Origin of the sequence: Mesorhizobium argentiipisi (SeqCode) (assembly GCF_037179585.1) — a bacterium.
Classification (GTDB): Bacteria; Pseudomonadota; Alphaproteobacteria; order Rhizobiales; family Rhizobiaceae; genus Mesorhizobium; species Mesorhizobium argentiipisi.
Genome location: NZ_JAPYKO010000007.1, coordinates 30,115 through 53,707 on the forward strand (window position 1 = coordinate 30,115; position 23,593 = coordinate 53,707).

Annotated in this window: 20 protein-coding genes; 10 read left to right on the forward strand and 10 right to left on the reverse strand. The window is 63.2% G+C overall.

The genetic code is table 11. From position 1 onward, the window contains the following. Nucleotides 1–32: 32 nt before the first annotated feature. Nucleotides 33–245: a hypothetical protein gene (locus O7A05_RS12490; protein ID WP_140848002.1), complete on the forward strand. Its 213-nt coding sequence runs from the start codon at nt 33–35 to the stop codon at nt 243–245. 11 nt (nt 246–256) lie between these two features. Here O7A05_RS12490 and O7A05_RS12495 read toward each other — a convergent pair whose 3' ends face one another. Continuing rightward, nucleotides 257–1,186 (reverse strand): hypothetical protein, encoded by a 930-nt coding sequence (locus O7A05_RS12495; RefSeq protein WP_337093404.1) that lies wholly within the window; start codon nt 1,184–1,186, stop codon nt 257–259. Between the two features lie 199 nt (nt 1,187–1,385). Here O7A05_RS12495 and O7A05_RS12500 point away from each other — a divergent pair, with 199 nt between their 5' ends. The 3 genes from O7A05_RS12500 to O7A05_RS12510 all read left to right on the forward strand — a co-directional run bounded on the left by O7A05_RS12500 (nt 1,386) and on the right by O7A05_RS12510 (nt 4,390). Further along, entirely contained in the window at nt 1,386–2,258 is an 873-nt protein-coding gene (locus O7A05_RS12500) for an undecaprenyl-diphosphate phosphatase (protein ID WP_337093405.1), read from the forward strand. Between the two features lie 33 nt (nt 2,259–2,291). Further along, entirely contained in the window at nt 2,292–3,077 is a 786-nt protein-coding gene (locus O7A05_RS12505; RefSeq protein ID WP_337093407.1) for a phosphodiester glycosidase family protein, read from the forward strand. Between the two features lie 149 nt (nt 3,078–3,226). Continuing rightward, nucleotides 3,227–4,390: a glycoside hydrolase family 25 protein gene (locus O7A05_RS12510; protein WP_337093408.1), complete on the forward strand. Its 1,164-nt coding sequence runs from the start codon at nt 3,227–3,229 to the stop codon at nt 4,388–4,390. A gap of 204 nt (nt 4,391–4,594) precedes the next feature. Here O7A05_RS12510 and O7A05_RS12515 read toward each other — a convergent pair whose 3' ends face one another. From O7A05_RS12515 to O7A05_RS12535, 5 genes are all read right to left on the reverse strand, one after another. Then, nucleotides 4,595–4,966: a VOC family protein gene (locus tag O7A05_RS12515; protein WP_337093409.1), complete on the reverse strand. Its 372-nt coding sequence runs from the start codon at nt 4,964–4,966 to the stop codon at nt 4,595–4,597. A gap of 389 nt (nt 4,967–5,355) precedes the next feature. Then, nucleotides 5,356–5,757 carry an ImmA/IrrE family metallo-endopeptidase gene (locus O7A05_RS12520; protein WP_337093411.1) on the reverse strand — a complete coding sequence of 134 codons (402 nt, stop codon included), beginning with the start codon at nt 5,755–5,757 and terminating at the stop codon, nt 5,356–5,358. After that, nucleotides 5,667–5,978 (reverse strand): hypothetical protein, encoded by a 312-nt coding sequence (locus tag O7A05_RS12525; protein WP_337093568.1) that lies wholly within the window; start codon nt 5,976–5,978, stop codon nt 5,667–5,669. The genes O7A05_RS12520 and O7A05_RS12525 overlap by 91 nt, the downstream gene beginning before the upstream one ends. A gap of 1 nt (nt 5,979) precedes the next feature. Beyond that, complete coding sequence (locus tag O7A05_RS12530; RefSeq protein WP_337093412.1) at nt 5,980–6,339, reverse strand: hypothetical protein; 360 nt, start codon at nt 6,337–6,339, stop codon at nt 5,980–5,982. Nucleotides 6,340–6,426: 87 nt separating this feature from the next. Next, nucleotides 6,427–10,203, reverse strand: a complete 3,777-nt coding sequence (locus O7A05_RS12535; RefSeq protein ID WP_337093413.1) for a vitamin B12-dependent ribonucleotide reductase — start codon at nt 10,201–10,203, stop codon at nt 6,427–6,429. A gap of 710 nt (nt 10,204–10,913) precedes the next feature. On the opposite strand from O7A05_RS12535, the gene gltX reads away from it, so the two are divergent. Beyond that, nucleotides 10,914–12,287, forward strand: a complete 1,374-nt coding sequence (gene gltX, locus O7A05_RS12540) for a glutamate--tRNA ligase (protein WP_337093415.1) — start codon at nt 10,914–10,916, stop codon at nt 12,285–12,287. On the opposite strand, the gene O7A05_RS12545 is transcribed toward gltX, so the two are convergent. From O7A05_RS12545 to O7A05_RS12555, 3 genes are all read right to left on the reverse strand, one after another. Further along, nucleotides 12,205–13,431: a DUF2865 domain-containing protein gene (locus O7A05_RS12545; protein WP_415926999.1), complete on the reverse strand. Its 1,227-nt coding sequence runs from the start codon at nt 13,429–13,431 to the stop codon at nt 12,205–12,207. The two genes, gltX and O7A05_RS12545, sit on opposite strands and share 83 nt — an antisense overlap. Before the next feature lie 101 nt (nt 13,432–13,532). Further along, nucleotides 13,533–15,857 carry an NADP-dependent malic enzyme gene (locus O7A05_RS12550; RefSeq protein WP_337093417.1) on the reverse strand — a complete coding sequence of 775 codons (2,325 nt, stop codon included), beginning with the start codon at nt 15,855–15,857 and terminating at the stop codon, nt 13,533–13,535. Nucleotides 15,858–16,018: 161 nt separating this feature from the next. After that, nucleotides 16,019–16,798 carry an SDR family oxidoreductase gene (locus O7A05_RS12555; RefSeq protein ID WP_337093419.1) on the reverse strand — a complete coding sequence of 260 codons (780 nt, stop codon included), beginning with the start codon at nt 16,796–16,798 and terminating at the stop codon, nt 16,019–16,021. A 122-nt stretch (nt 16,799–16,920) separates the two neighbouring features. On the opposite strand from O7A05_RS12555, the gene O7A05_RS12560 reads away from it, so the two are divergent. After that, entirely contained in the window at nt 16,921–17,751 is an 831-nt protein-coding gene (locus O7A05_RS12560) for a UDP-2,3-diacylglucosamine diphosphatase (RefSeq protein WP_337093421.1), read from the forward strand. 195 nt (nt 17,752–17,946) lie between these two features. After that, a complete protein-coding gene (locus O7A05_RS12565; RefSeq protein ID WP_337093423.1) occupies nt 17,947–19,161 on the forward strand; it encodes an MFS transporter in 1,215 nt (404 codons plus the stop codon). Here O7A05_RS12565 and dgcA read toward each other — a convergent pair. Further along, entirely contained in the window at nt 19,132–20,115 is a 984-nt protein-coding gene (gene dgcA, locus O7A05_RS12570; RefSeq protein WP_337093424.1) for an N-acetyl-D-Glu racemase DgcA, read from the reverse strand. The genes O7A05_RS12565 and dgcA overlap by 30 nt on opposite strands. Nucleotides 20,116–20,192: 77 nt before the next feature. Here dgcA and O7A05_RS12575 point away from each other — a divergent pair, with 77 nt between their 5' ends. From O7A05_RS12575 to O7A05_RS12585, 3 genes are read left to right on the forward strand one after another with little or no spacing between them, the layout of a single operon-like run. Then, entirely contained in the window at nt 20,193–21,380 is a 1,188-nt protein-coding gene (locus O7A05_RS12575; RefSeq protein ID WP_337093425.1) for an ABC transporter permease, read from the forward strand. A gap of 1 nt (nt 21,381) precedes the next feature. Beyond that, the gene (locus O7A05_RS12580) at nt 21,382–22,194 is read left to right on the forward strand and encodes an ABC transporter ATP-binding protein (protein WP_337093426.1); all 813 of its coding nucleotides are present in this window, start codon (nt 21,382–21,384) and stop codon (nt 22,192–22,194) included. A 14-nt stretch (nt 22,195–22,208) separates the two neighbouring features. Beyond that, nucleotides 22,209–23,582 carry an MlaD family protein gene (locus O7A05_RS12585; protein ID WP_337093427.1) on the forward strand — a complete coding sequence of 458 codons (1,374 nt, stop codon included), beginning with the start codon at nt 22,209–22,211 and terminating at the stop codon, nt 23,580–23,582. Nucleotides 23,583–23,593: the final 11 nt, after the last annotated feature.

Below are 23,593 nucleotides of genomic sequence, written 5' to 3' on the forward strand. Positions count from 1 at the left end.
CGCCATGCGGGAAGGCATCGAGGAGGCGACGCATGAGCGAGAGCATCAACACCCTGGACGAGCTTTTGAACGACCCGATGGTCCAACTCGTGATGGCGCGCGACCGCGTGCGCCCGGCCGAGCTTCGCCTGCTTCTGGAAAAGGCTCGCGAGAGGGCGAGCGATGATTCCCGCATCGATCAGGCCTCGGTGCCGCCCGCGCATGTGGTGGCAAGAAGCTGCCTGAAGCAGTGGCTCTACCGCTGAGGCGACCCGGGTCAGCTCGAATGAGCGGGCAGATAGCTGTAATGATTGCGCAAATAGGCGAGCTTGAAGCCGAGCCGGTCGTAGTTGCGATAGGCCGGCCCGTCGCGGTCGGGGCGCGGCGCCTCCATATCGGCGACAAACAGTTTCGCGCCGGCGGCTATGCCGTCGCGGACCAGCCTTTCGCCAAGCATGGCGTCAAGATCGAAGCTCGGCGCCATGATGCCCGGCACCGGCGCGTCGATGCCGCTCCAGGCGGCCCCGTCTGAGATGAAGAGCGAGCGCACCGCGGCGACCGCGCCCCTGCGTTTCAGCATATAGTGACGCCAGCCCTTGCGACCGACAAGCGCCGTGAGCCAAGGCGTGGTGGGAAGCCTGTATTTGGCATCGATGAAGGAAGCCCATTCCGCCGCCGTCCAGGGCGTAACCTCCTCAACCACCAGATCGTCGACCGGGATCAGCGGGTCGCCCGGGAAAAGCGGTTCGTCCGGCAGCGGCGTCGCGTCGCGATAAATGCGCTCCCAGCCGCCCTGATGCTGCAGGCCGCGCGCTTCCAGCCAGCACCGCAGCCGCGCCGGTTCAGCATGTGGATTGGTATAGAACCACGGCCGCCTGATGCCGGCATCGCGGTAATGGGCGAGCAACGTGTCGACCTGTTCTTCCGTCGCCGGACCATCCACGCCGATATTCTTCACGCAGTTGAAATGGATGAACGGGATCGTCGTGCAGGTGGTCCAGACAAGATCGCCGTCCCTGTCAATCGTCAGTCCTTGCCGGGCCGCGAAATCCGCGGGCGCCGCTTCGTAGAGGTCGAGCCAGGCAGCGACTTCGGCGCGCTCGATGGCGCGGCTGGTATCACGCGACACCTCCTCGATCGTGATTTCCGCAGCATGCGTTTCCGGCGGCGTGACCGGCTCCAATTCCGAGAGGGCGGCGGTCGACATCGTGATGCTCCTCCGATTTGCCTTACAGTGTAAGATTAGCGGAGGATAATATGATAGCATCAGTTGTCAAGCGGGATTAGCGGCACCTTACAAATCCGTGAGTTGGAATCACGCTATCGTGAGGCTAAGCCTGTGTTCCAGGCTTTTCGAATGACGATTCACTTTTGCCTCGGGCCGGGGCGCTGGGAAAAGGATTGAGATGACCGACGTCTGCACTCAAGGACTGGATACCGGCTTTGTCGGCCTGGGTTATGCCAAGGTGGCGTTTCTGGGCATCGTGCAAGGCATCACCGAATTGCTGCCGATCTCGTCGACCGCGCATATGCGCATCGTGCCGGCCGTGCTCGGCTGGCAGGATCCCGGCTCGGCCTTCTCCGCCGCCATGCAGTTGGCAGCGCTGGCGGCGGTGGTCAGCTATTTCTGGAGCGATGTCAGGGACGTGCTGTTCGGTTCGCTGACGGCGATCTCGCGCCGCGATTTCAGCGACCGCTATTTCCGCCTCGCGATCAGCATCCTGCTTGCCACCGTCCCGATCGTCATTGCCGGCCTTGCGCTTTCCGGCGTGCTCAACGCCTGCAACTCGCCGCTGCGCGGGCTGGCCGTCATCGGCTGGGCCTGCATCGCCATGGCGATCCTTCTGGCGCTCGCCGAGATCTTCGCCAGCCACAAGCTCGTGCTGCGCCAGGCATCGATCCTTGACGCACTGCTGGTGGGCGTCGCCCAGGTCGGCGCGCTTATCCCTGGCGTCTCGCGCTCGGGCTCGACGCTGACTGCGGCGATGGGGCTGGGCTTCGCCCGCCCGGAGGCAGCGCGCCTGTCTTTCCTGCTCGGCCTGCCGGCCATCGCGCTGGCCGGCCTCAAGGAGCTCTATGAATTGCACAAGGTGCATCTCGACGCGCATGGGTGGTCGATCCTGGCCGTGGGCCTTATCGTCGCGTCGATCTCGGCCTTCTTCGCCATTTGGGGGCTGATGCGGGTGCTCGAGCGCTTCTCCGCCTGGCCGTTCGTCATCTATCGCGGTCTGCTCGGCGTGGTGCTGCTGCTAGGCGTCGCGACCGGCTGGCTGACCTAAATCTCGACCGCCAGCTGACCGCCGGACGCGCTGATGGATCTTGGGACGCTGCTGCAGTCGGTACCTTTGCTGGCCGCGCTGGTGAAATCGGCGGTGCCGGCGGCAATTGGCGCGGGTATGGGCTTTGGCCAATGGCTGGCGGCGCTGCCGCCCTGCCGCAATCAGGTTTTTGAGAACGCGACCTACTTGGTCTGCGAGGCCGATCCGAAGCATTTTTCGATCGAGCTGTTCTGGAAGAACAAGGACGGCGAGCTCTATCGGTCGCTGCACAATCTGCGCAGCGCGCAGCAGGCGACGGGACGTACCCTGCTCTTCGGCCTCAATGCCGGCATGTATCACCCCGATCTCGCGCCGGTCGGGCTCTATGTCGAACGCGGCGAGCAGGTCACGCCGGCGAAGACCGGATCGGGAACCGGCAATTTCTCCATGCAGCCGAACGGCATCTTCTATCTCAGCGCCGGCAAGGCCGGCGTTCGCGCCACCAGGGATTATCTCAAGCGTCCGCCGCGCGTCGATTACGCCACGCAATCCGGGCCGATGCTGGTCATCGACGGCAAGCTGCACCCGAAATTCCGTTACGACGGCACCTCGCGCAAGATCCGCGACGGCGTGGGCGTGCGTGCCGACGGCGTCGCGGTCTTCGCGATCTCGGACAACGTCGTGACCTTCCACGAATTCGCGCGGCTGTTCCGCGACCGGCTCGGCTGCCCGAACGCGCTCTTCCTCGACGGCTCGATCTCGAGCCTCTATGCGCCCGGGATCGGCCGCAACGACGATTTCTGGAATCTGGGGCCGATGATCGGCGTGTTCAGGCGCTAGCCGAGAGCCACTTGGCGCCTCCCCGAATCATCCGGCCGCGCCAAAAGTAAATTTTGATTCAAACTTTGTTGGTAATTTCTCATTAGGAATGGGGTTTCCGGCGGCGCTGTTCCTGCCTTCGGTCTGTTTTGTTTTGCGTACAGGTCAAGATGCGGATTTTTGGCGTCGTCAGTTTCGTGCTCGCATCGCTTTGCCTTGCCGGCTGCTCGTCCACGTCGGGCGTCGATGCCTTGCAGATGCCGTCCAACGAGACGACGAGCTCGGTCGTGCGGCCGAGCGCGCCGGTGTCGAAGGTCGCGAGGACCGCCGTCACCGAAAGAACCGTCGAGACCGCGTCGATGTCGGGCGCCGCGCGCATCAAGCCGCCGGCGCCGCTGCTTGACGAGGCTAACGCGAGCCCCGGCGACGAGGATGCTCGCCCCGGCGACGAAAATTCGCGCCCCGGCGACGAGAACTCGCGCCCATTCGGCCTTGCCGAGGAGGAGACGGTGAACTTCCCGGCGTCCGATCTGCCGGACAGCGCCGAGCCGCCGGTGCAGGAGGCGGCGCTCGTCTCGCCGCCGAAGCGACTGTCTCGTGCGGCACCTGCGATGCTCGCCGGTCCGGTCACGCGCTACGCGTTCCGCGACGCCAAGCCGATCAATTTCGGCCGCGCTTCGCCGCGCCATCTGGCCGTTCACGGCGTCGACGTCTCGCGCTGGCAGGGCAACATCAACTGGCAAAAGCTGCGCGCCCAGGGCGCCAATTTCGCCTATATCAAGGCGACCGACGGCGGCGACCATCTCGACCCGATGTTCATGAAGAACTGGCGCAACGCAGATGCCGCCGGGCTGAAGCGCGGTGCCTATCATTTCTTCTACTGGTGCCGCACCGCGGGCGAGCAGGCCGACTGGTTCATCCGCAATGTGCCCAAGGTCGATGGCGCGCTGCCGCCGGTCATCGACGTCGAGTGGAACGGCGACTCTTCATGCAGACGCAAGCCGTCGCGCGACAAGGTGCTGGAGAAGATGCAGGTGTTCATGGACAAGCTGGAGCGCCACTACGGCCAGCGGCCCATCATCTACACCAGCCCCGATTTCTATCGCGACAATCTGCGCGGCGCCTTCCTGGATTACCCGTTCTGGCTGCGCGCGGTGGCGGCGCATCCGTCAAAGGTCTATCCGGGCCGTAGGTGGCTGTTCTGGCAGTATTCCGGCTCCGGCCTGTCGCATGGTGTAAGCGGCCGGATCGACCTAAACGTCTTCCATGGCGACGAACGCCAATGGCGCGCCTGGCTGGGCGGTGGCGGGCAGATGGTGGCCGACGCGGATTGAGGCGGAGTTTTCCATTCTCCCCCTGTGGGAGAAGGTGGCCGCGAAGCGGCCGGATGAGGGGTGTTCCAGCTTGACGGAAACCTTTGCCAGCTGGGGGCGCCGCAGCAAGACCGCCGGCGTCTCGCTCCGCTGGAACACCCCTCATCCGTCTCGGCGCTGCGCGCCGATCCACCTTCTCCCACAAGGGGAGAAGGAGAGGGCGTGTTACACCTCGTTGATCATCGCCTCGATATTATAGCCATCGGGATCGAGTACGAAGCAGGCGTAGTAATGCTCCGCATAGTCCGGACGCGGCCCGGGCGCGCCATTGTCCGCGGCGCCAGCGTCGAGCGCCGCGCGATGGAACGCATCGACCTCCGCCTTGCTGTTCACCCTGAAGGCCACATGCAGATGGGTGAGCGGCGGCTTCTCGCCCGTGCTCTGGATCTCGAAGAGGCAGCCATTGCCGACATCGAAGGCCCAGAATATGTCTTCCTTGCCGAAGGCGAGGCTGTAGCCCAGCGGCGCAAAAGCCTTTTCGTAGAAGAGCTTGCTCTTGGCGAGGTCGCTCGCTTCGATGGTGATGTGGTCGATCATGGTGATAGGCTGACATAAGATGGTATGTTGGGTGGGCGGCGCTTGACTTAGGCACTACCCACCCAGTTTGAGGTTTAGCTATTTTTTCCGAGAAGGCTCGTTTCTGGTGTCACCGAAACCGGGCTTCGGTACCCGCTCGACGGTGGTTGTCGTAGGCCGACGTTCTGCCTCCTTAACCGGAATGAATTGGCCGGATTTGGAGTCCCGTCCGACATCGAAGGTTTTTCGCTCTTTGTTTGACATTTCCACTTTCTCATTGGTGGCATGCGCCAGAGCTACCTCGACTCCAAGGAAGACATTCCCCTATAATAACCTTGCTACAGGAGAGGGAAAATCAACCTCTTCGCCCCGCGTCGGCTCTGGCCTTTTCGCGGTATCCAAAGCCGGCTCTATCGAGCCGGCTTTGGTGTTCCAGTCCTGTTGTGCAGGTTCGAAATTGCTGCCCTAACTTGAGGCGGAACAGGACGTTGTTCGGAAAGTCCGAGGTTTTTCACGCGATTCTCGGCCGCGCTTCGGCTGACTGCGAAGAACGTCATGATTTCTGAAATTTCAAAGAAGTCTCGAATCAGCGCTTCCGGCATCAAAAACGCAGCGGCGAATGCGTTGGCCTGCCATTCTGCGCTCGCGTAAGCAGGCAACTCCTTCATTTTGGAGTATCGCGTCGGAGCCCGATCCAGCGGAACCGCAGACTTATGAAGGACTAGGTGTCCCAGTTCATGGGCCGCTGTCCATCTGCCTCGTCCTTCAAGTTTGCAGCGGATTGGTAGCTCGTTGTAGACAGGACGACGCAAGGCGGATCGAATTCCGTGTATCCTTCAGCTCCGTCCATTTGGTGGTCATCTTTCACAACCAATGCGAAATCGCCAAATAGCCTCGGCATCTCGTTTTCAAGGACGCTTACCATGTCGGGAGCCTGGCAGGCCGTAGGTATATGCAATGCCTCGCGCCATGCTGCAGCCAGTATCTCGATTTCGATGCGGCGCTTCGGAGAAACGCAGTAATCGTGGCTCATATTAATCTCCTGGAAGATCCGCATCGAGTTTTCGAATCTCGTCAGGAGACATCTTATTGATTTTCCTGAACAGTCTTCTTGCGAGTGCGGCTCGTTCTTTGTTGACGGGTATGAATCGAATGACATTTGCACGAGCGTCGGCCAGTGCTTGAAGATGTTTTCTCGTTACAAGGTCCAGTTTCAGCCAGTCTCCAAATTTTTCGACGTAACCTTCTGGAACCTGCTTTCCTCCTGTTTCAACAGTGGAGATAAACGACGGAGAGCAGGCGAACTCCTTTGCCTGATCGATCATCCGCAACTTTCGCGCCATTCTGATTTCTCGGCATGCGGACCCAAATGCCGTCAGAGTCTTTCCCGACATATTTTGCTTCCTTCTTTTTTCACCTGTAGGTGAAACGCTCCCTCAAAAAAATGCCCCTGCCGCAAGAGTGGCAGGGGCTTGTTGGTCTCAGCTGCACCCGCTCGTCGAACCGCAAGTGTCGCACTTCTCGCAGGTGCCGTTCCGCACCATGGTGAAGTTGTGGCACTCGGAGCATTCGTTGCCGGTGTAGCCCTGGAGCAGCGACTGCTGGCGCCTTGTCGCGGCGAGCTTCTTGGCCTCGGCGGCTTCGTTGGCTGCGGCGTCGGTGAATAAAGCCTCAGTGCCACCGGCGGCCTCGGCTGCTTTTTCCACCATATCCTCGGCCAGTTCCCGGGCGCGCTCCTCGTAGTCGCGCTTGTAGGCGAGCGCCTCGTCGCTGGCCGGCTTCAGCGCCAGCACGTTGGAGCCGGCGAAGGCGGTGGGCGCGGCGCGGGCAGGGGTGGTGGTCGGGGCTGAGCCCCCAAAACCCTTGGGCTCTGAGCCGATGCCCGACACCAGCTTCACCGGCGAGGCGCCGCGATAGAGGCCCTTAGAGAAGGGCGTCGCCTTGCCTTCGGTGATGCCGCGGCCGAGCGCGGTCTTGTCGAAGTCCGACTGGTCGACATGGGCGAGGTCGTGGCGGCCGAGATAGGAGACGGCGAGCTCACGGAACACATAGTCGAGGATCGACGTCGCGTTCTTGATCGCGTCGTTGCCCTGCACCATGCCGGCCGGCTCGAACTTGGTGAAAGTGAAGGCCTCGACATATTCGTCGAGCGGCACGCCATATTGCAGGCCGAGCGAGATCGCGATGGCGAAGTTGTTCATCATGGCGCGGAAAGCGGCGCCTTCCTTGTGCATGTCGATGAAGATCTCGCCCAGGCGGCCGTCGTCGAACTCGCCGGTGCGGAGATACACCTTGTGGCCGCCGACGACGGCCTTCTGGGTGTAGCCCTTGCGGCGGTTCGGCAGTTTCTCGCGGTCGCGGTAGAGCCGCTCGATGACGCGCTCGACGATCTTCTCCGTCACCTGCACGGCGCGCTGCGCGGCGGGCGCCGCGATCAGCTGCTCGACCGCTTCGTCCTCATCCTCGTGGTCATCGGCGAGCAGCGAGGCGTTGAGCGGCTGCGACAGTTTCGAGCCGTCGCGGTAGAGGGCGTTCGCCTTCAGCGCCAGCTTCCACGACAGCATATAGGCGTTCTTGGCATCCTCCACCGTCGCCTCGTTCGGCATGTTGATGGTCTTGGAGATGGCGCCCGAGATGAAAGGCTGCGCAGCCGCCATCATCAGGATGTGGCTCTGGATCGACAGCGAGCGCTTGCCGATCTTGCCGCAGGGGCTGGCGCAGTCGAACACCGGCAGGTGCTCAGCCTTGAGGAAGGGCGCGCCTTCCAGCGTCATGGCACCGCAGACATGGATGTTGGCGGCGTCGATGTCCTTCTTCGAGAAGCCGAGAGCCGGCAGCATCTCGAACGAGACGTCGCTAAGCTGCTCATCGGTGAAGCCGAACGTGTCCTTCACCCAGTCGGCGCCGAGCGTCCACTGGTTGAACACGAACTTGATGTCGAAGGCCGACTTCAGCGCCGCATTCAGCGCCGCTATCTTCTCGTCGCTAAAACCCTTGGCCTTCAGCGAGGAGGGGTTGATGCCGGGCGCCTGGTTGAGGTTGCCGTGGCCGACCGCGTAGGCCTCGATCTCAGCGATCTGGCTCTCGGAATAGCCCAGCGTCCTGAGCGCCTCCGGTACGGCGCGGTTGATGATCTTGAAATAGCCGCCGCCGGCGAGCTTCTTGAACTTCACCAGCGCGAAGTCGGGCTCGATGCCGGTGGTGTCGCAATCCATGACGAGGCCGATCGTGCCGGTCGGCGCGATCACGGTCGCCTGCGCGTTGCGGTAGCCATGCTCCTCGCCGAGCTCGATGGCGCGGTCCCAGGCGGCGCGGGCATGCTCGGCCAGCGCCTGCTGCTTGAGGTCGGCAGCGACCAGCGGCACCGGATTGACGGCGAGCTTCTCGTAGCCGTCCTTGTCGCCATAGGCGGCGCGGCGGTGGTTGCGCATGACGCGCAGCATGTTCTGGGCGTTGCGGTCATAGTCCGGGAAGGCGCCAAGCTCGGCGGCCATCTCGGCCGAGGTCGAGTAGGCGACGCCGGTCATGATGGCGGTGAGCGCTGCGCAGATCGCGCGGCCCTCGTCGGAGTCATAAGGGATGCCCGAGGTCATGAGCAGGCCGCCGATATTGGCGTAGCCGAGGCCGAGCGTGCGGTATTCGTAAGAGAGCTTGGCGATCTCCTTCGACGGGAACTGCGCCATCATCACCGAGATTTCGAGCACGACGGTCCACAGCCGAACGGTGTGCTCGTAAGCGGCGATGTCGATCGTGCCGTCTTGCTTGCGGTAGGGCAAGAGGTTGATCGAGGCGAGGTTGCAGGCCGTGTCGTCGAGGAACATGTATTCCGAGCATGGGTTGGAGGCCCGGATCGCACCGGCGGAGGCGCAGGTGTGCCAGTCATTCATCGTCGTGTTGAAATGCAGGCCCGGATCGGCGGAAGCCCAGGCGGCGTAGCCGATCTTTTCCCACAGGTCGCGCGCCTTCAGCGTCTTCAGCACCTTGCCGTCCTTACGGGCGGTGAGCTGCCAGTCGCCATCGGCCTCCACGGCGCGCAGGAAATTGTCCTTCAGCGACACCGAATTGTTGGAGTTCTGGCCGGAGACGGTGAGATAGGCGTCCGAGTCCCAGTCGGTGTCGTAGGTCTTGAACGACATCGAGGTGTAGCCCTGGCGGGCGAACTGGATGACGCGGTAGATGTAATTCTCCGGCACTGCGTCCTTCTTGGCCGCCTTGATCTCGCGCTTCAGCGCGGTGTTCAGCGCCGGGTCGAAGCAGTCGTCGCCATTGCCTTCGCAATTGACGCAGGCCTTCATGATCGCTTCGAGGTGCTTCTTGACGATCTTCGAGCCGGTCACCAGCGAGGCGACCTTCTGCTCCTCATTGACCTTCCAGTCGATGAAGTCTTCGATATCCGGATGGTCGGCGTCGACGATGACCATTTTTGCCGCGCGGCGCGTCGTACCGCCCGACTTGATGGCGCCCGCCGCGCGGTCGCCGATCTTGAGGAAGCTCATCAAGCCGGACGAGCGGCCGCCGCCGGAAAGCTTCTCGCCCTCGCCGCGCAGCATCGAGAAGTTCGAGCCGGTGCCGGAGCCGTATTTGAACAGGCGTGCCTCACGCACCCACAGATCCATGATGCCGCCCTCGTTGACGAGGTCGTCCTGCACGCTCTGGATGAAGCAGGCATGCGGCTGCGGATGCTCGTAAGCCGACTTCGACTTGGTCAGCTTGCCGGTGAAGGGATCGACATAGAAATGGCCCTGGCTCGGGCCGTCGATGCCATAGGCCCAGTGCAGTCCGGTGTTGAACCATTGCGGCGAGTTCGGCGCCACGCGCTGGGTGGCGAGCATATAGGCAAGCTCGTCGCGGAAGGCGCGCGCGTCTTCTTCCGACTTGAAGTAGCCGCCCTTCCAGCCCCAATAGGTCCAGGTGCCGGAGAGGCGATCGAAGACCTGCCGGGCGTCGGTTTCCGAACCGTAACGCTCGGCCTCGGGCAACTTGGCGAGCTCGGCCTCGTCGGCAACCGAACGCCACAGAAAGGAGGGGACGTCGTTCTCCTCAACCTTCTTCAGGCGCGCCGGCACGCCGGCCTTGCGGAAATATTTCTGCGCCAGGATGTCGGCCGCGACCTGGCTGAACTGCGCCGGCACATCGATGTTGTCGAGGCGGAACACCACCGAGCCGTCGGGATTCTTGATCTCCGACAAAGCCTTGCGGAATTCGATCTCCGCATAGGCTGATTGCTCTGGCTTGGTGAAGCGACGCTCGATGCGCATTGGTCCGGTCCCTTTGTATCTACATATAGCGCTTTTCTCCGAGAATCTCTGCCCCGCAGAACGAAAAGCGCAATCCGCCGTTTGCCGGCATCGCAGGCGACGCCGGCACTCTCCTCGTCGCGGGCGCCGTCATGCAGACAGCAAAACGCCTTGCCAGGCATTTGCCCGGGCTACAGGCCGACCCCCGCGGGTCCCTCAACTGAAACTTTGGTCGATTCCCTCGGAAGAGGGAGGTTCACACTATCTAGGGTTCAGCCTGCCTGCAAACACTAAATATAGTGTTAACAGATCATTTTTTCCAGGCCGACAATTCTCCCTTTCGCCCACCCAAACCCTAACGATCCAACGCTTCCGCCGGCCTCGTGACGGGCGGAAAAGTTGGCAAAACGCACAAAATCCGGGAAAAAAGACCGGCCTCTAAACTCTCCGGTCACGCCCGCTACAGGAGCGCATGGCCCATAAAAAGCGACTCGTTCCGAGCCGTCAAGGATTCGTTTTTGTAGCTTTTGTGACCCCAACATCTTGTGTGTCACACATGTGGATAACGGGGACATAAGAGGCCCGGGTTTGCCGGCGCTTGACGAGCTTTGTCCGACCGCCGCGAAGCCCGTCAGGCCAGCGGCTTTTCATTTTAGCTGGCTTGCACTATCTGTTGCGTTCGCGCGGGGGCGCGCCTTGTCAACACCAAAATCATCCGCTACGCCCCGCTCATGACAGTTACCGTACGTTTTGCCCCATCGCCGACCGGCCGCATCCATATCGGCAACGCGCGCACCGCGCTGTTCAACTGGCTTTTCGCCATGAACAACAAGGGCCGTTTCATCCAGCGCTTCGACGACACCGATATTGCCCGCTCGAAGCAGGAATATGCCGATTCCATTCTTTACGACCTGCATTGGCTGGGGATCTTTCCGGATGTCACCGAGTACCAGTCGCGCCGCTTCGAGATCTATGACGCGGCGGTCGAGCGGCTGAAGGCGGCACGCGTGCTCTATGCCTGCTATGAGACGCCCGAAGAGCTCGATCTACGCCGGAAGGTGCGCCGCACGCGCGGCCTGCCGCCAGTCTATGGCCGCGAGGCGCTGACGCTGACGCCGGAGCAGGTGGCCGAATACCAGTCGGACGGACGCAAGCCGCATTGGCGCTTCCTGCTGCCCAATTTCACCAGCGATCCGCTGCAGCCGGAGCGCACCGAAGTGCATTGGAACGATCTGGTGCGCGGCGAGGAGACCGTCGATCTCGCCTCGCTGTCGGACCCGGTGCTGGTGCGCGAGGACGGGACCTATCTCTATACGCTGCCTTCCGTGGTGGACGACATCGAGATGGGCATCAGCCATGTCATTCGCGGCGACGACCATGTCACCAACACCGGCGTGCAGATCGCCATCTTCAAGGCGCTGGGCGCCGAGCCGCCGGTGTTCGGCCACCACAATTTGCTCACCACCGTGTCGGGCGAGGGGTTGTCGAAGCGCACCGGCGCGCTGTCGATCGAAAGCCTGCGCGAGAACGGCATCGAGCCGATGGCGGTCGCGTCGCTGGCCGTGCTTGTCGGCACGTCGGAAAATGTCACCGCCGCGCACGACCTCAATGAGCTTGCCGGCCATTTCGATCCGGCGGCGACGTCCAAGTCCGCCTCCAAATTCGACCCGGACGAGCTCTTCGTGCTCAACCGCACGCTGATGCATCATATGTCGTTCGAGGAAGCGCGCGACCGGCTGACTGTGCTTGGCATTTCCGGCGACAAGGCCGAGCCGTTCTGGCTGGCGGTGCGCGGCAATCTCGACCGCCTGTCGGACGCGGTCGCCTGGTGGCGCATCCTGAACGAGGGTCCGCAAGAGCCGGCCGATTTTTCCGGCGAGGACCGCGACTTCCTCAATCAGGCGTTCGAACTGCTGCCCGAGGAGCCGTGGAACGGCACGGTCTGGAAAGACTGGACCGGCAAGATCAGGGAAGCGACCGGGCGCAAGGGCAAGCCCTTGTTCATGCCGCTGAGACTGGCACTTACCGGGCTGACTTCGGGGCCGGAGCTTTCAGATCTATTGCCGCTGATGGGTCGGGAAGGAACGCTGGCCCGACGACCCTGACCTTGCGCTGATCCGGCGGCAGCGCCGAGACCGGCGACACCGGCGCCTTGGTGGTCAGCCGCTTGATCGCGTCCAGGTCGAGCCCGCCTTCAGCATTGGCGAGCGTTTCGGGATCGGCACCCGGATCGGGCTTGACTGCCGGCATGGGAACGAAGGGCGCTGCCTCGCCGTTGGGCCGCGACTGTTCGGGATTGGGCGGGTTGCCGCCGATGATCGTGAAATTGCCGGCCTGCGCGTTGCAGCCGCAACTCGGCGGGCGCGAGTAATTGGCCTGCTTGTAGAGATAGGCGGTCGGTAGCTCGCTGTAGGGGTGCCCGGTGACCGAGGAGGTCATCGAACCCCAATCGTCGTCCATTCCGCGCGAATAGAAGACCTGCATCTCGGTGCCGGGGCAGCTCGATTCGCAATTCTTCTGGTCGCGCTCGAAATCGCCGACGGAAGCGGCGTTGGACATCGGAAAGAAATAGCCGTCGCAGGTGCGCACGCACATGGTGTGGAACTCGCCGCCCAGCCTCGGCAGGTCCATGCCGTCCGGCTGGTTGATGACGCGGCGGAAGTTGCGCACGCTGGGATCATCGGACGGCACGTCCGCTGCGTCCGGCATGTCAGGGACATCGGGTGCTTCGAGCTGCTCGTCCTGTCGGCCGAAAAGCTGCTCGAACAGATTGCCGCCACCATTGTCACGGGAAGCCTCCTGAAGCGGTGCGCGGCGCGGCGCGATCTCGTCGCTGCGGCAGCCATTGGCATCGAGCGCCGCGAGGATACGGCCGCGGTCGCCCCGCGAGCCTCCGCCGCCGGCCAGCCGCTCGCGCTTGGTCTGCAACGTGTCGAGATTGGCGTTCATGCGCTCTATCGAGGCGTTGATCGCGGCGCATTGGCTGACATTGCGCGAAAACAGCGTGAAGCCGCAACCGGCATCGCTTGCCCGGCCGCGGGCCTTGGCAAGCTGCTCGCGCTGCCTGGCGATCGCGTCGTCATATTTGCGGACGAGACCCGGCCCTCCGCCGCCACCGCGCGTCGCGGCGAGTTCGGCTTCGAGTTGCCGGCATATGCGAGAAGCTGCCTTGGATTCCGTGAGGGTGACAGCTGAACATGCAAGCGCTGCAAGCAGCGTCGCAAGATGCATCAGCGCCCACCCCTTCATCCGCCTGGAATCCCGATTGCCCGTGGCCGGAAAACTACCGCGTTCGTAGTTAACTGTTCCCTAGTTTGCAATCCGACACAATTGTGCTTTGGCGCGTCGCCTCAATTCAGGTCGACCAGCGCCTGCGCTTTATGCGCGGCCTCGACAACGGCGAGCGCGGTCATGTTGACGACGCCGCGCGAGGTGACCGACGGCGTCAATATGTGCGCGGGCTTGTCGGTGCCGAGCAGGATCGGCCCGACATGCAGGGCGTCCATCATGGCGCGCAGCGCCGTCAGCGTGATGTTGGCCGAATCGAGGTTCGGGAAAACCAGCAGATTGGCTTCGCCTTTCAGCCTGGAATGCGGGTAGACGCGCTGGCGCAGATGTTCCGAAAGAGCGGAGTCGGCATGCATCTCGCCATCGCACTGCAGGTCGGGGGCGATGCGAGCCAGGATCGCCGCGGCCTGGCGCATCTTCAGCGCGCCGGGTGAATCGCGTGAGCCGAAATCCGAATGCGACAGAAGCGCTGCCTTCGGCTCGATGCCGAAGCGCTGGATTTCCTCGGCCGCGAGCACCGTCATCTCGGCGATTTCTTCGGCCGTGGGATCGACCGAGACATGCGTGTCGGTGAGGAAGATGATGCCGCGCTGCGAGATGAGCATCGACAATGTCGACAGGTCGCGGTCCTTGATGCCGGTGCGAGGCCCGATGATCAGCGTGACATTGCGCAGATGCCGCTCAAAGCGGCCCTCGAGCCCGCAAATCATGGCATCCGCGTCGCCGCGCTTCAGCGCAAGGGCGGCGATCACCGTATTGTTGGTGCGCACCATGGTTCGGGCGGCTTCCGTCGTGATACCGCGGCGGCCGGCAAGCTCGATCAGGAGGTCGACATAGTGGCGATAGCGCGGATCGTCTTCCGGGTTTATCAGGCCGAAATCGACGCCGGGCCGGATGCGCAGGCCGTAACGCTTCAGGCGGACCTCCACGACATGCGGACGGCCGATCAGGATTGGCTCCGCGATGCCTTCCTCCAGTACCACCTGCGCGGCACGCAGCACGCGCTCGTCCTCGCCGTCGGCATAGATGACGCGCTTGGCGCTGGAAGCCTTGGCGGAGGAGAACACCGGCTTCATCACCAGGCCGGAGCGGAAGACGAAGCGGTTCAGCTTGTCGATATAGGCTGCGAAGTCGGCGATCGGCCGCGTCGCGACGCCGGTTTCGCAGGCAGCCTTCGCTACTGCTGGCGCGATGCGCAGGATCAGGCGCGGATCGAAGGGCGAGGGGATCAGGAAATCGGGGCCGAACATCGGCGTCTCGCCGGAATAGGCGCGCGCCGCGACATCGGAAGGCTCCTCACGGGCAAGGGCGGCGATCGCCCGCACGGCGGCCATCTTCATCTCCTCGTTGATGGCGCTGGCGCCGCAATCGAGCGCGCCGCGGAAGATGTAAGGAAAGCACAGCACATTGTTGACTTGGTTGGGAAAATCCGAGCGGCCCGTACAAATCATGGCGTCCGGCCGGGCGGTGCGCGCTACTTCGGGCATGATCTCGGGATTGGGGTTGGCCAAGGCCAGGATCAGCGGTTTCGGCGCCATGTGCTGCAAGAGCTCCGGCTTGAGCACGCCGGCGGCGGAGAGGCCGAGGAAGACGTCGGCGCCGGGAATGACATCGGCCAGCGTGCGCGCCTCAGTGTCCTTCACATAAGGGTCTTTCCAGCGATCCATCTCCTCGACGCGGCCCTTGTGGGCGACGCCGAAGCGGTCGGTGACCCAGATGTTTTCCACCTTGGCGCCGAGCGAGACCAAAAGGTTGAGGCAGGCGAGGGCCGCAGCACCCGCGCCGGAGGTGACGATCTTGATCTCGGAAATCGCCTTGCCGGCCAGTTCCAGCCCGTTGAGCACCGCGGCGGCTACGATGATCGCGGTGCCGTGCTGGTCGTCGTGGAAGACCGGAATGCCCATGCGGGCCTTCAGCCGCTCCTCGACTTCGAAACATTCCGGAGCCTTGATGTCTTCGAGATTGATGCCGCCGAAGGTCGGCTCGAGCGCTGCCACCGTCTCGACCATGCGCTCGATCTCCGGCGCGTCGATCTCGATGTCGAAGACGTCGATCCCGGCGAACTTCTTGAACAGCACCGCCTTGCCTTCCATCACCGGCTTGGAGGCGAGCGGGCCGATATTGCCCAGCCCCAGCACGGCGGAGCCGTTGGAGACGACGCCGACAAGATTGGCGCGGGCGGTGTAGTCGGCGGCGGTGGCGGGATCGTCACGGATCTCGAGGCAGGGCGCGGCCACGCCCGGCGAATAGGCAAGGGCCAGGTCGCGCTGGTTGCCGAGCGGCTTCGTCGCCTGGATCTCGAGCTTTCCAGGCGTCGGGTGCTTGTGGAAGAAGAGGGCGGCCTCGTCGAGGTCCGACCGGGCCGTTTTCTTGTTCTCGCCGTCCATCCGGCCCTCCCTATGTTCCTGATGTGGAGCCTTTTAGCATGTGCCGGAGAGTTTTCGCGACGGCAAATAGCGGGCTGCGGCCTTCACAATGCCGGAGCGAAAATATTCGATCGATTCCAGATGGTTGAGCTGTGAACTTCAAGCCTTTGGATCGGCGGCGGTCAGAACGCGCTGACGTAGAGGCCGCCGTCGACTGGGATATTCTGGCCGGTGAGGTAGCCGGCGTGGACCGAGCACAGGAAGGCGCATATCTGGCCGAATTCCTCCGGCGTGCCGAGACGTTTTGCCGGCACGTCGGCGCTGATGCGGGCCTTGCGCGCGGCCGCCGCGGCCGGGTCTTCCGCTGTGCCGGCCTCATGCGGGCCGCGTAGCCGGTCGGTGTCGAGCTTGCCGGGCAGCAGGTTGTTGATGGTCACGTTACGGTCGATGACCGTGCGCGCCACGCCGGCGAGGAAGGACGTCAGGCCGGCGCGGGCGCCGGACGACAGGTCGAGGCCGGGGATCGGCACATAGACCGACAGCGAGGTGATGTTGACGATGCGGCCGAAGCCGCGCTTGGCCATGCCGTCGATCGCCGCCTGGATCAGCTCGATCGGCGTGACCATGTTCTGGGTCACGCCCTCGAGGATCTTCGCGCGGTCGAGCTCGCGGAAATCGCGCAGCGGCGGGCCGCCATTGTTGTTGACCAGTATGTCCGGATCCGGGCAGGCGCCAAGCAGCGCCTTCTGCACGTCGGGCTTCGACACGTCGCCGGCGACTTCGATCACCTTGATGCCGAACTTTTCGCGAATCTCGGCGGCAGTCTTGGCCAGAAGCTCGGCGTTGCGGCCGTTGACGACGAGGTCGACGCCTGCCTCGGCTAGCGCCATTGCGCAGCCTTTTCCAAGCCCTTTGCTCGAAGCGCAGACGATGGCCTTTTTGCCGCGAATGCCGAGATCCATGGTGATTTTCTCCTGCTGCGTTGGTCGCGCAAGCTAGCGCCTGGGCTGGACCAACCGCAACCGTCATACGGTTGTTGCATGAATCGGGACATAGGCACGCGAAAGCAAAGGGTAAAATCGTGATGTCGGACCCAGAGCCCCGCACTTTCCGCGCACTGTTCATTTCCGACGTGCATCTCGGCTCGAAAGCGGCCAAGGCCGATTTCCTGATCGACTTCCTGCGCCATCACGATGCCGAAATCATCTATCTGGTCGGCGATATCGTCGACGGCTGGCGGCTGCGGCGCAGCTGGCATTGGCCGCAGAGCCACAACGACGTGGTGCAGAAGCTGCTGCGCAAGGCGCGCAAGGGCGCTTCGATCACCTATATCGCCGGCAATCACGACGAGTTCGCGCGCCAGTTCCAGGGCGTGCATTTCGGCGGCATCGTCGTCGCCGACCGCGCCATCCACGAGACCGCCGACGGCCGGCGCCTGCTGGTCATCCATGGCGACCAGTTCGACACGGTGGTGCACAACCAGCGCTGGCTCGCTTATCTCGGCGACTATGCCTATGACACGGCGATGCTGATCAACCGTGTCGTGACCAGGCTGCGTCACCTGCTCGGCCTGCCTTACTGGTCGTTCTCGTCATGGGCCAAGGTCAAGGTGAAGAAGGCGGTGAACTTCATCGGCTCGTTCCAGACGGTGCTTTCGGAAGAAGCGCGGCGCTCGCATGTCGATGGTGTGGTCTGCGGCCACATCCATCACGCCGCGATCGAAAGCTATGGCGACGTGCAGTACATCAACACCGGCGACTGGGTCGAAAGCTGCACGGCGGTGGTCGAGCATTTCGACGGGCGCATGGAGATCCTGACCTGGGCGCACGTGCTGCCTGAGGCGTCGGCCGGCAATGAAGCGCTGGTGCCGATCGACATCATCGACCTGACGGGCAGGGCGGCTCAGGCGGCCTGAACCCAGCCGCCCGTCCCCGGTTCAGTCTTGCGCCTTCGTCGCGCTGATGCGTGCGGGGCGCTCGCTCCCAGACCCGGTTCGTCAACAGCTTTGCCGCCGATCGATTGATCCAGCCAGTTCCGCCGCGCCTTGCCGCATGTTAGGGGGTCTAGACACGTTGCATGGAAGTCAAATGCAACGAAATTGGATCGATTCATGTCGCTGCCGCCTCTGTCGCCCGAGCAACTCGTCAAGCCCAGCCACTTCGAACTGCGCATGAGTCTGATCTTCGCGACCTTGTTCGTGTCGCAGGGCACGCATCTGCCTTATTTTCCGCTCTGGCTGCAGGCGAAAGGTTTTCGTGCAGAGCAGATCGCCGTCATCCTGGCGGCGCCGATGTTCCTGCGCGTGGTGACGACGCCGATGCTGACGGCGCTTGCCGACCGCGCGAAGGACCGCGCCAATGTCTACATTCTACTGGTCGCGGCCTCGATGGTCGTCTCGGCCGGTTACTTCCTGCCGGCCACTTACGCGATCGTGCTCGCCGTGTCGCTTTTGCTGACGATCGCCTGGACGCCGCATTCGCCGATGGCCGATTCGCTGGCGCTGTCAGGCGTGCGCCGCTTCGGCTCAAACTACACGGCAATGCGCAAATGGGGCTCGATCTCCTATCTCGGCGCCAATGTCGTGGGCGGCTTCATCCTGGCGGCCACGGGTCCGCAGGCAGTTCCGGTCATCATTTTCATCGCGCTCGGCGCGGCTCTGGTCGCGGGACTATGGGCGCCGCGCATGGGGCGACCTCGCAAAGCCTCGCCGCTGTCAGCCACCGAGCTCCAGCATAAGGCGCCGAGCCTGTTCAACGCCTATTTCCTCTATTTCACGCTCGGCGTCGGCATCATCACCGCCAGCCACGCCTTCCTCTACGGCTTCGTGTCGATCTACTGGAAGTCGATCGGCATCGGCGATTCCGTCGTTGGCCTGCTGTGGGCCTGGGGCGTGGTCTCCGAGGTCTGCATGTTTCTGTTTTTCAATCGTATTTTTGCCTCCATCTCGGTGGTCCGGGTGATGGTGATCGCCGGTATCGGCTCGATCGTGCGCTGGATCGCCTTTCCGTTGGTTTGGCCGCTTGGTCTTGGCGTCGCCGGCTTCTTCGGCGTCCAGACGCTGCATTCGGTATCGGTCGCAATGGTATTGATCGGCCTGCAGAAGATGATCGGCGAGACGGTTTCCGAGGAGCGCACGGGTGCCGCGCAAGGCATCGCCTATTTCTTCAACGGCTTCTTCATGGCGGCGGTCACGCTCGCGTCCGGCCCGCTCTATGATCGCCTGGGCGTCGACGGTTTCTGGGCGATGATCCCGATCGCGATCGTCGGTATGGTGCTGATAGGCCTCGCTTCCCGCTCAGCCCCAAAGCACGCTGTCAGGGGGTGAAACGAGCGATCCCCGGTAGACGAGGCCAGGCTCGCGATCGCGCGCAAGCAGCAGCGGACCGTCGAGGTCGACGAAGTCGGCATCCTGCGCCAGAAGCACCGCAGGCGCCATGGCGAGCGAAGTGCCGACCATGCAGCCAACCATGATGCCGAAGCCCAGGTCGCGCGCGCGATCGCGTAATTTCAATGCCTCTGTCAGACCGCCGGACTTGTCGAGTTTGATGTTGACGGCATCGTAGAGACCGACCAGCGCATCAAGGTCCTTCGCCGCATGCACGCTTTCGTCGGCGCAGATCGGCACCGGATGAGTGATCCGGCGCAGGATCTCGTCGTGGCCCGCCGGCAGCGGCTGTTCGACGAGCGCGATGCCGCGTTGGGCGGCGAACGCAAGGTTCGCCTCGACAGTCTCGTCGGTCCAGCCCTCATTGGCGTCGAGGATGATGCGGCTTTCGGGAGCGGCCTCCGTTACGGCGCGAATCCTCGCCATGTCGTTGTCGCCGCCGATCTTGACCTTGAGCAGAGGCCGCGTGGCGTTGGCGCGCGCCTGCGCCGCCATGGCCTCCGGCTCGGCGAGCGACAGTGTGTAGGCGGTTTCCAGCGGCCTAGTCGGAAGAACGCCAATCGCCGCCGCCACGGGCGTGCCGGTCAGCTTGGCTTCCAGGTCCCAAAGGGCGCAGTCGATGGCGTTTCGCGCGGCGCCCGCGGGCATCGCTGCGAGCAGCGCGGTCCGGTCGATTCCGGCGATGATCGGATCGCGCATGCCCTCGATGGCCGCGCGCACCCCCTCCATGGTCTCGCCGTAGCGCTTGTAAGGGACGCACTCGCCGCGCCCGGAACGTCCCCTGTCGGTGATCGTTACGGTGATGACTTCGGCCTCGGTTTTGGATCCGCGTGAGATGGTGAAGGTGCCGGCGATCGGGAATCGCTCAATTTCGACCGAAATGACACGCGCCATAATTTTCTTCTCCGGCTGTGCGACACCGGTCTGCCGGCAAATCGACACGCCAGTCCCGTCAGGCTAAACAGGACGCCATGTTGACCATCCGCAAACGCGACGCAAGCGGCGAGGCCGCCAAGGAGGCCGAGCACCGGCCGCGCGTTGCCGTTGGCGAAGAAGGCGGTGTCCTGAGCTGCGCTTTTTCAGGCGTGTGGACGACGCGCACCGTCGCGGCGGTCGATGCCGACATGCGCAAGATCGAGCAGAGAAGCGGCGCGAAACAGCTGGTACTCGACCTTTTCCACATCGAAAAGATGGACACCGCCGGCGCCTGGCTGATCGATCGGCTGGCCAGTGCCTTCGAGAAGAAAGGCACCGAGGTCCATTTGCAGGGTCAGAGCGAGATCGCCTCGATCCTGCTCGGCGCGGTCGGCGACGCGGTCCGCCGCGAGCCCGAATCAGGCCCGGCCGGCCCGCCCAACATCATCCTGCGCGCGCTGGAGCTGGTTGGCCGCCGCGTCTATGAGATGCGCGACGATTTCCTGGCCTCGATGAACATCCTCGGCGCCACGATCCGCGGCGCGCAGATGAAGCTCGGGCGCGGTCACGCGGTCAATCCCGCCGCTATCTTCAACCAGATCGATCGCATGGGCGTCGGCGCCATACCGGTGGTGGTGCTGATGTCGGCCATCGTCGGCGCCATTGTCGCCCAGCAGGGCGCCTATCAGCTCAGCTATTTCGGCGCCAACATCTTCGTCGTCGACCTCGTCGGCGTGCTCATCCTGCGCGAGCTCGGCGTGCTGATGACGGCGATCATGCTCGCCGGCCGTTCAGGCAGCGCCATCACCGCCGAGATCGGCTCGATGAAGATGCGCGAGGAGGTCGACGCGCTGAAGGTGATCGGCCTCAATCCGATCGGCGTGCTGGTCTTTCCGCGGCTCGTCGCGCTGGTGATCGGGCTGCCATGCCTCACGATCATCGCCAATTTTGCCGCGCTTGGCGGCGGCATCGTCGCCGCCTGGCTGTATTCCGACATCCCGCCGGCCGCGTTCATCGACAGGCTGCGCGTCGCCATCGATCTCAGCACCATCTTTGCCGGCCTGATCAAGGCGCCGTTCATGGCCCTGATCATCGGCATCATCGCATCGGTCGAAGGCATGAAGGTCGGCGGCAGCGCCGAATCGCTCGGCCTGCACGTCACCGCGTCGGTGGTGAAGTCGATCTTCGTCGTCATCATCCTCGACGGGCTTTTCGCCATGTTCTATGCAGCGATCGGATTCTGAGATGGCGAACGGCAACGGCGCCACGGCAGCGGGGGACGCGAACGACGACGAAATCGTGCTTTCGGTGCGCGACGTCACCGTCGCCATCGACGACAAGCTGATCCTCGACAAGCTTTCGCTCGACATCAAGCGCGGGGAAATCCTCGGCTTCGTCGGCGCTTCGGGCGCCGGCAAATCGGTGCTGTTGCGCACGATATTGGGACTGATGCCGAAGCAATCGGGGACGATCAGCTTGTTCGGCGTCGACGTCGATAAGGCAAGCGACGCCGACCGCTTGCGCATCGACATGCGGCTCGGCGTCCTTTTCCAGCACGGAGCGCTGTTTTCGGCGCTGACGGTGCTGGAAAACGTGCAGGTGCCGATGCGTGAATATCTCGACCTGCCGAAGGCGCTGATGGACGAACTCGCCATGCTCAAGATCGAGCTGGTCGGGTTGCCGGCCGATGCGGCGCAGAAATTTCCCTCCGAGCTGTCCGGCGGCATGATCAAGCGCGCGGCGCTGGCACGCGCGCTGGCGCTCGACCCCGACATCGTCTTTCTCGACGAGCCGACTTCGGGGCTCGATCCGATCAGCGCGGCCGAATTCGACGAGCTGGTCGTCAAGCTGCGCGACACCATGGATCTGACGGTCTACATGGTCACCCACGATCTCGACACGCTGTTCACCGCTTGCGACCACGTGGCGGTGCTCGGCAAGAAGAGGGTGCTGGTCGAAGGCACGATCGACGACATGCTGAAGAGCGAGGAGCCGTGGGTGAAATCCTATTTCCGCGGAAAACGCGCCCGGCAACTTGATCTTGCGGCGCGCGCATAGCCATAAGTGGGGCGATGGAAACAAGAGCCAACTACATTATTGTCGGCATCTTCACGCTGGGTGCGATCCTGGCGGCCTTCGCCTTCGTCTATTGGACAGCGGCGATCGGCGAAAGGGGCGAAACGGCAATGCTGCGCGTGCGCATTCCGGGTTCGGCCTCAGGTCTCGGCCGCGGCAGCTTCGTGCTGTTCAACGGCGTCAAGGTCGGTGACGTCAAACGGGTTTACATCGACGTCGACAATCCGACGGTGGCCATCGCCGATACCGAGATTGACCGCATGACGCCGATAACAAAGTCGACACAGGCCGATATCGGGCTGGCCGGCTTGACCGGCCAAGCCAATATCGAACTCCGGGGCGCCGACCCCAAGGAAGCGAAGCTGCTCGACGAGGCGGAGAAAGAGGGCAGGATCCCCGAGATAACCGCCAATCCGTCGGCGGTCACCAACCTTCTGCAGACGGCGCAGAACATCTTCACGCGCGCCGACAAGGTGCTGAGCGAGCTCGAAGGCTTCACCAAGGATGTTCGCGGCCCGCTGACGCAGACGGTCAAGAACGTCGAAACCTTCTCGGATGCGCTGGCCAAGAACTCCGACGGCATCGACAAGTTCCTGACGGCGGTGAGCTCGCTTTCGGATCAGCTGAAGAATGTCTCGGGCCGCCTCGACAGCACGCTGAAGGCCGCCGAAGGCTTGCTCAATTCCGTCGACAAGGACCAGATCAAGAGCATCGTGGCCAATGTCGATACGGTGACGGCGAACCTGAAGGAGACCTCGAAGCAGTTCGATACCGTCATCGGCAACGTCAATACCGCGGTCGGCTCAATCAACGATTTCGCCAAGCAGACGCAAGGGACGCTGGCCAGGGTCAACGGCGTGCTCGACGGCATTGATCCGAATGACGTCCGCACCGCGCTCGCCAATATCCAGAAGGCGAGCGACAGTGCCAACAAGGCGGCCGCCGACATAGCCAAGGTCACCGACAAGATCGCCAGCCGCTCCGACGACATCAACGATACGATCAGGAATGCCCGCCAGCTTGCGCAGCGCCTCAACGACGCTTCGGTACGCGTCGATGGCATCCTCGAAAAGGTCGACAATCTCCTCGGCTCCGGCGAGGCCAACGGCGTGATGGCCGATGCCAGGGCCACATTGAAATCCTTCAAGCAGGTGGCCGATACGCTGAACTCTCGCCTCGGCACCATCGTGGACAACCTGTCGCGCTTCTCCGGCCAGGGCCTGCAGAATGTCGAGGGGCTGGTGCAGGACAGTCGGCGCTCGATCAATCGCATCGAGGAAGCGGTAACCGATCTCAGCCGCAATCCGCAGCGCATTCTGTCCGGCGGCGCCGGCGAGGTCCGGCAGTTCGATGGAAGGGCGCGGCGTTGACTTCGGCTGCC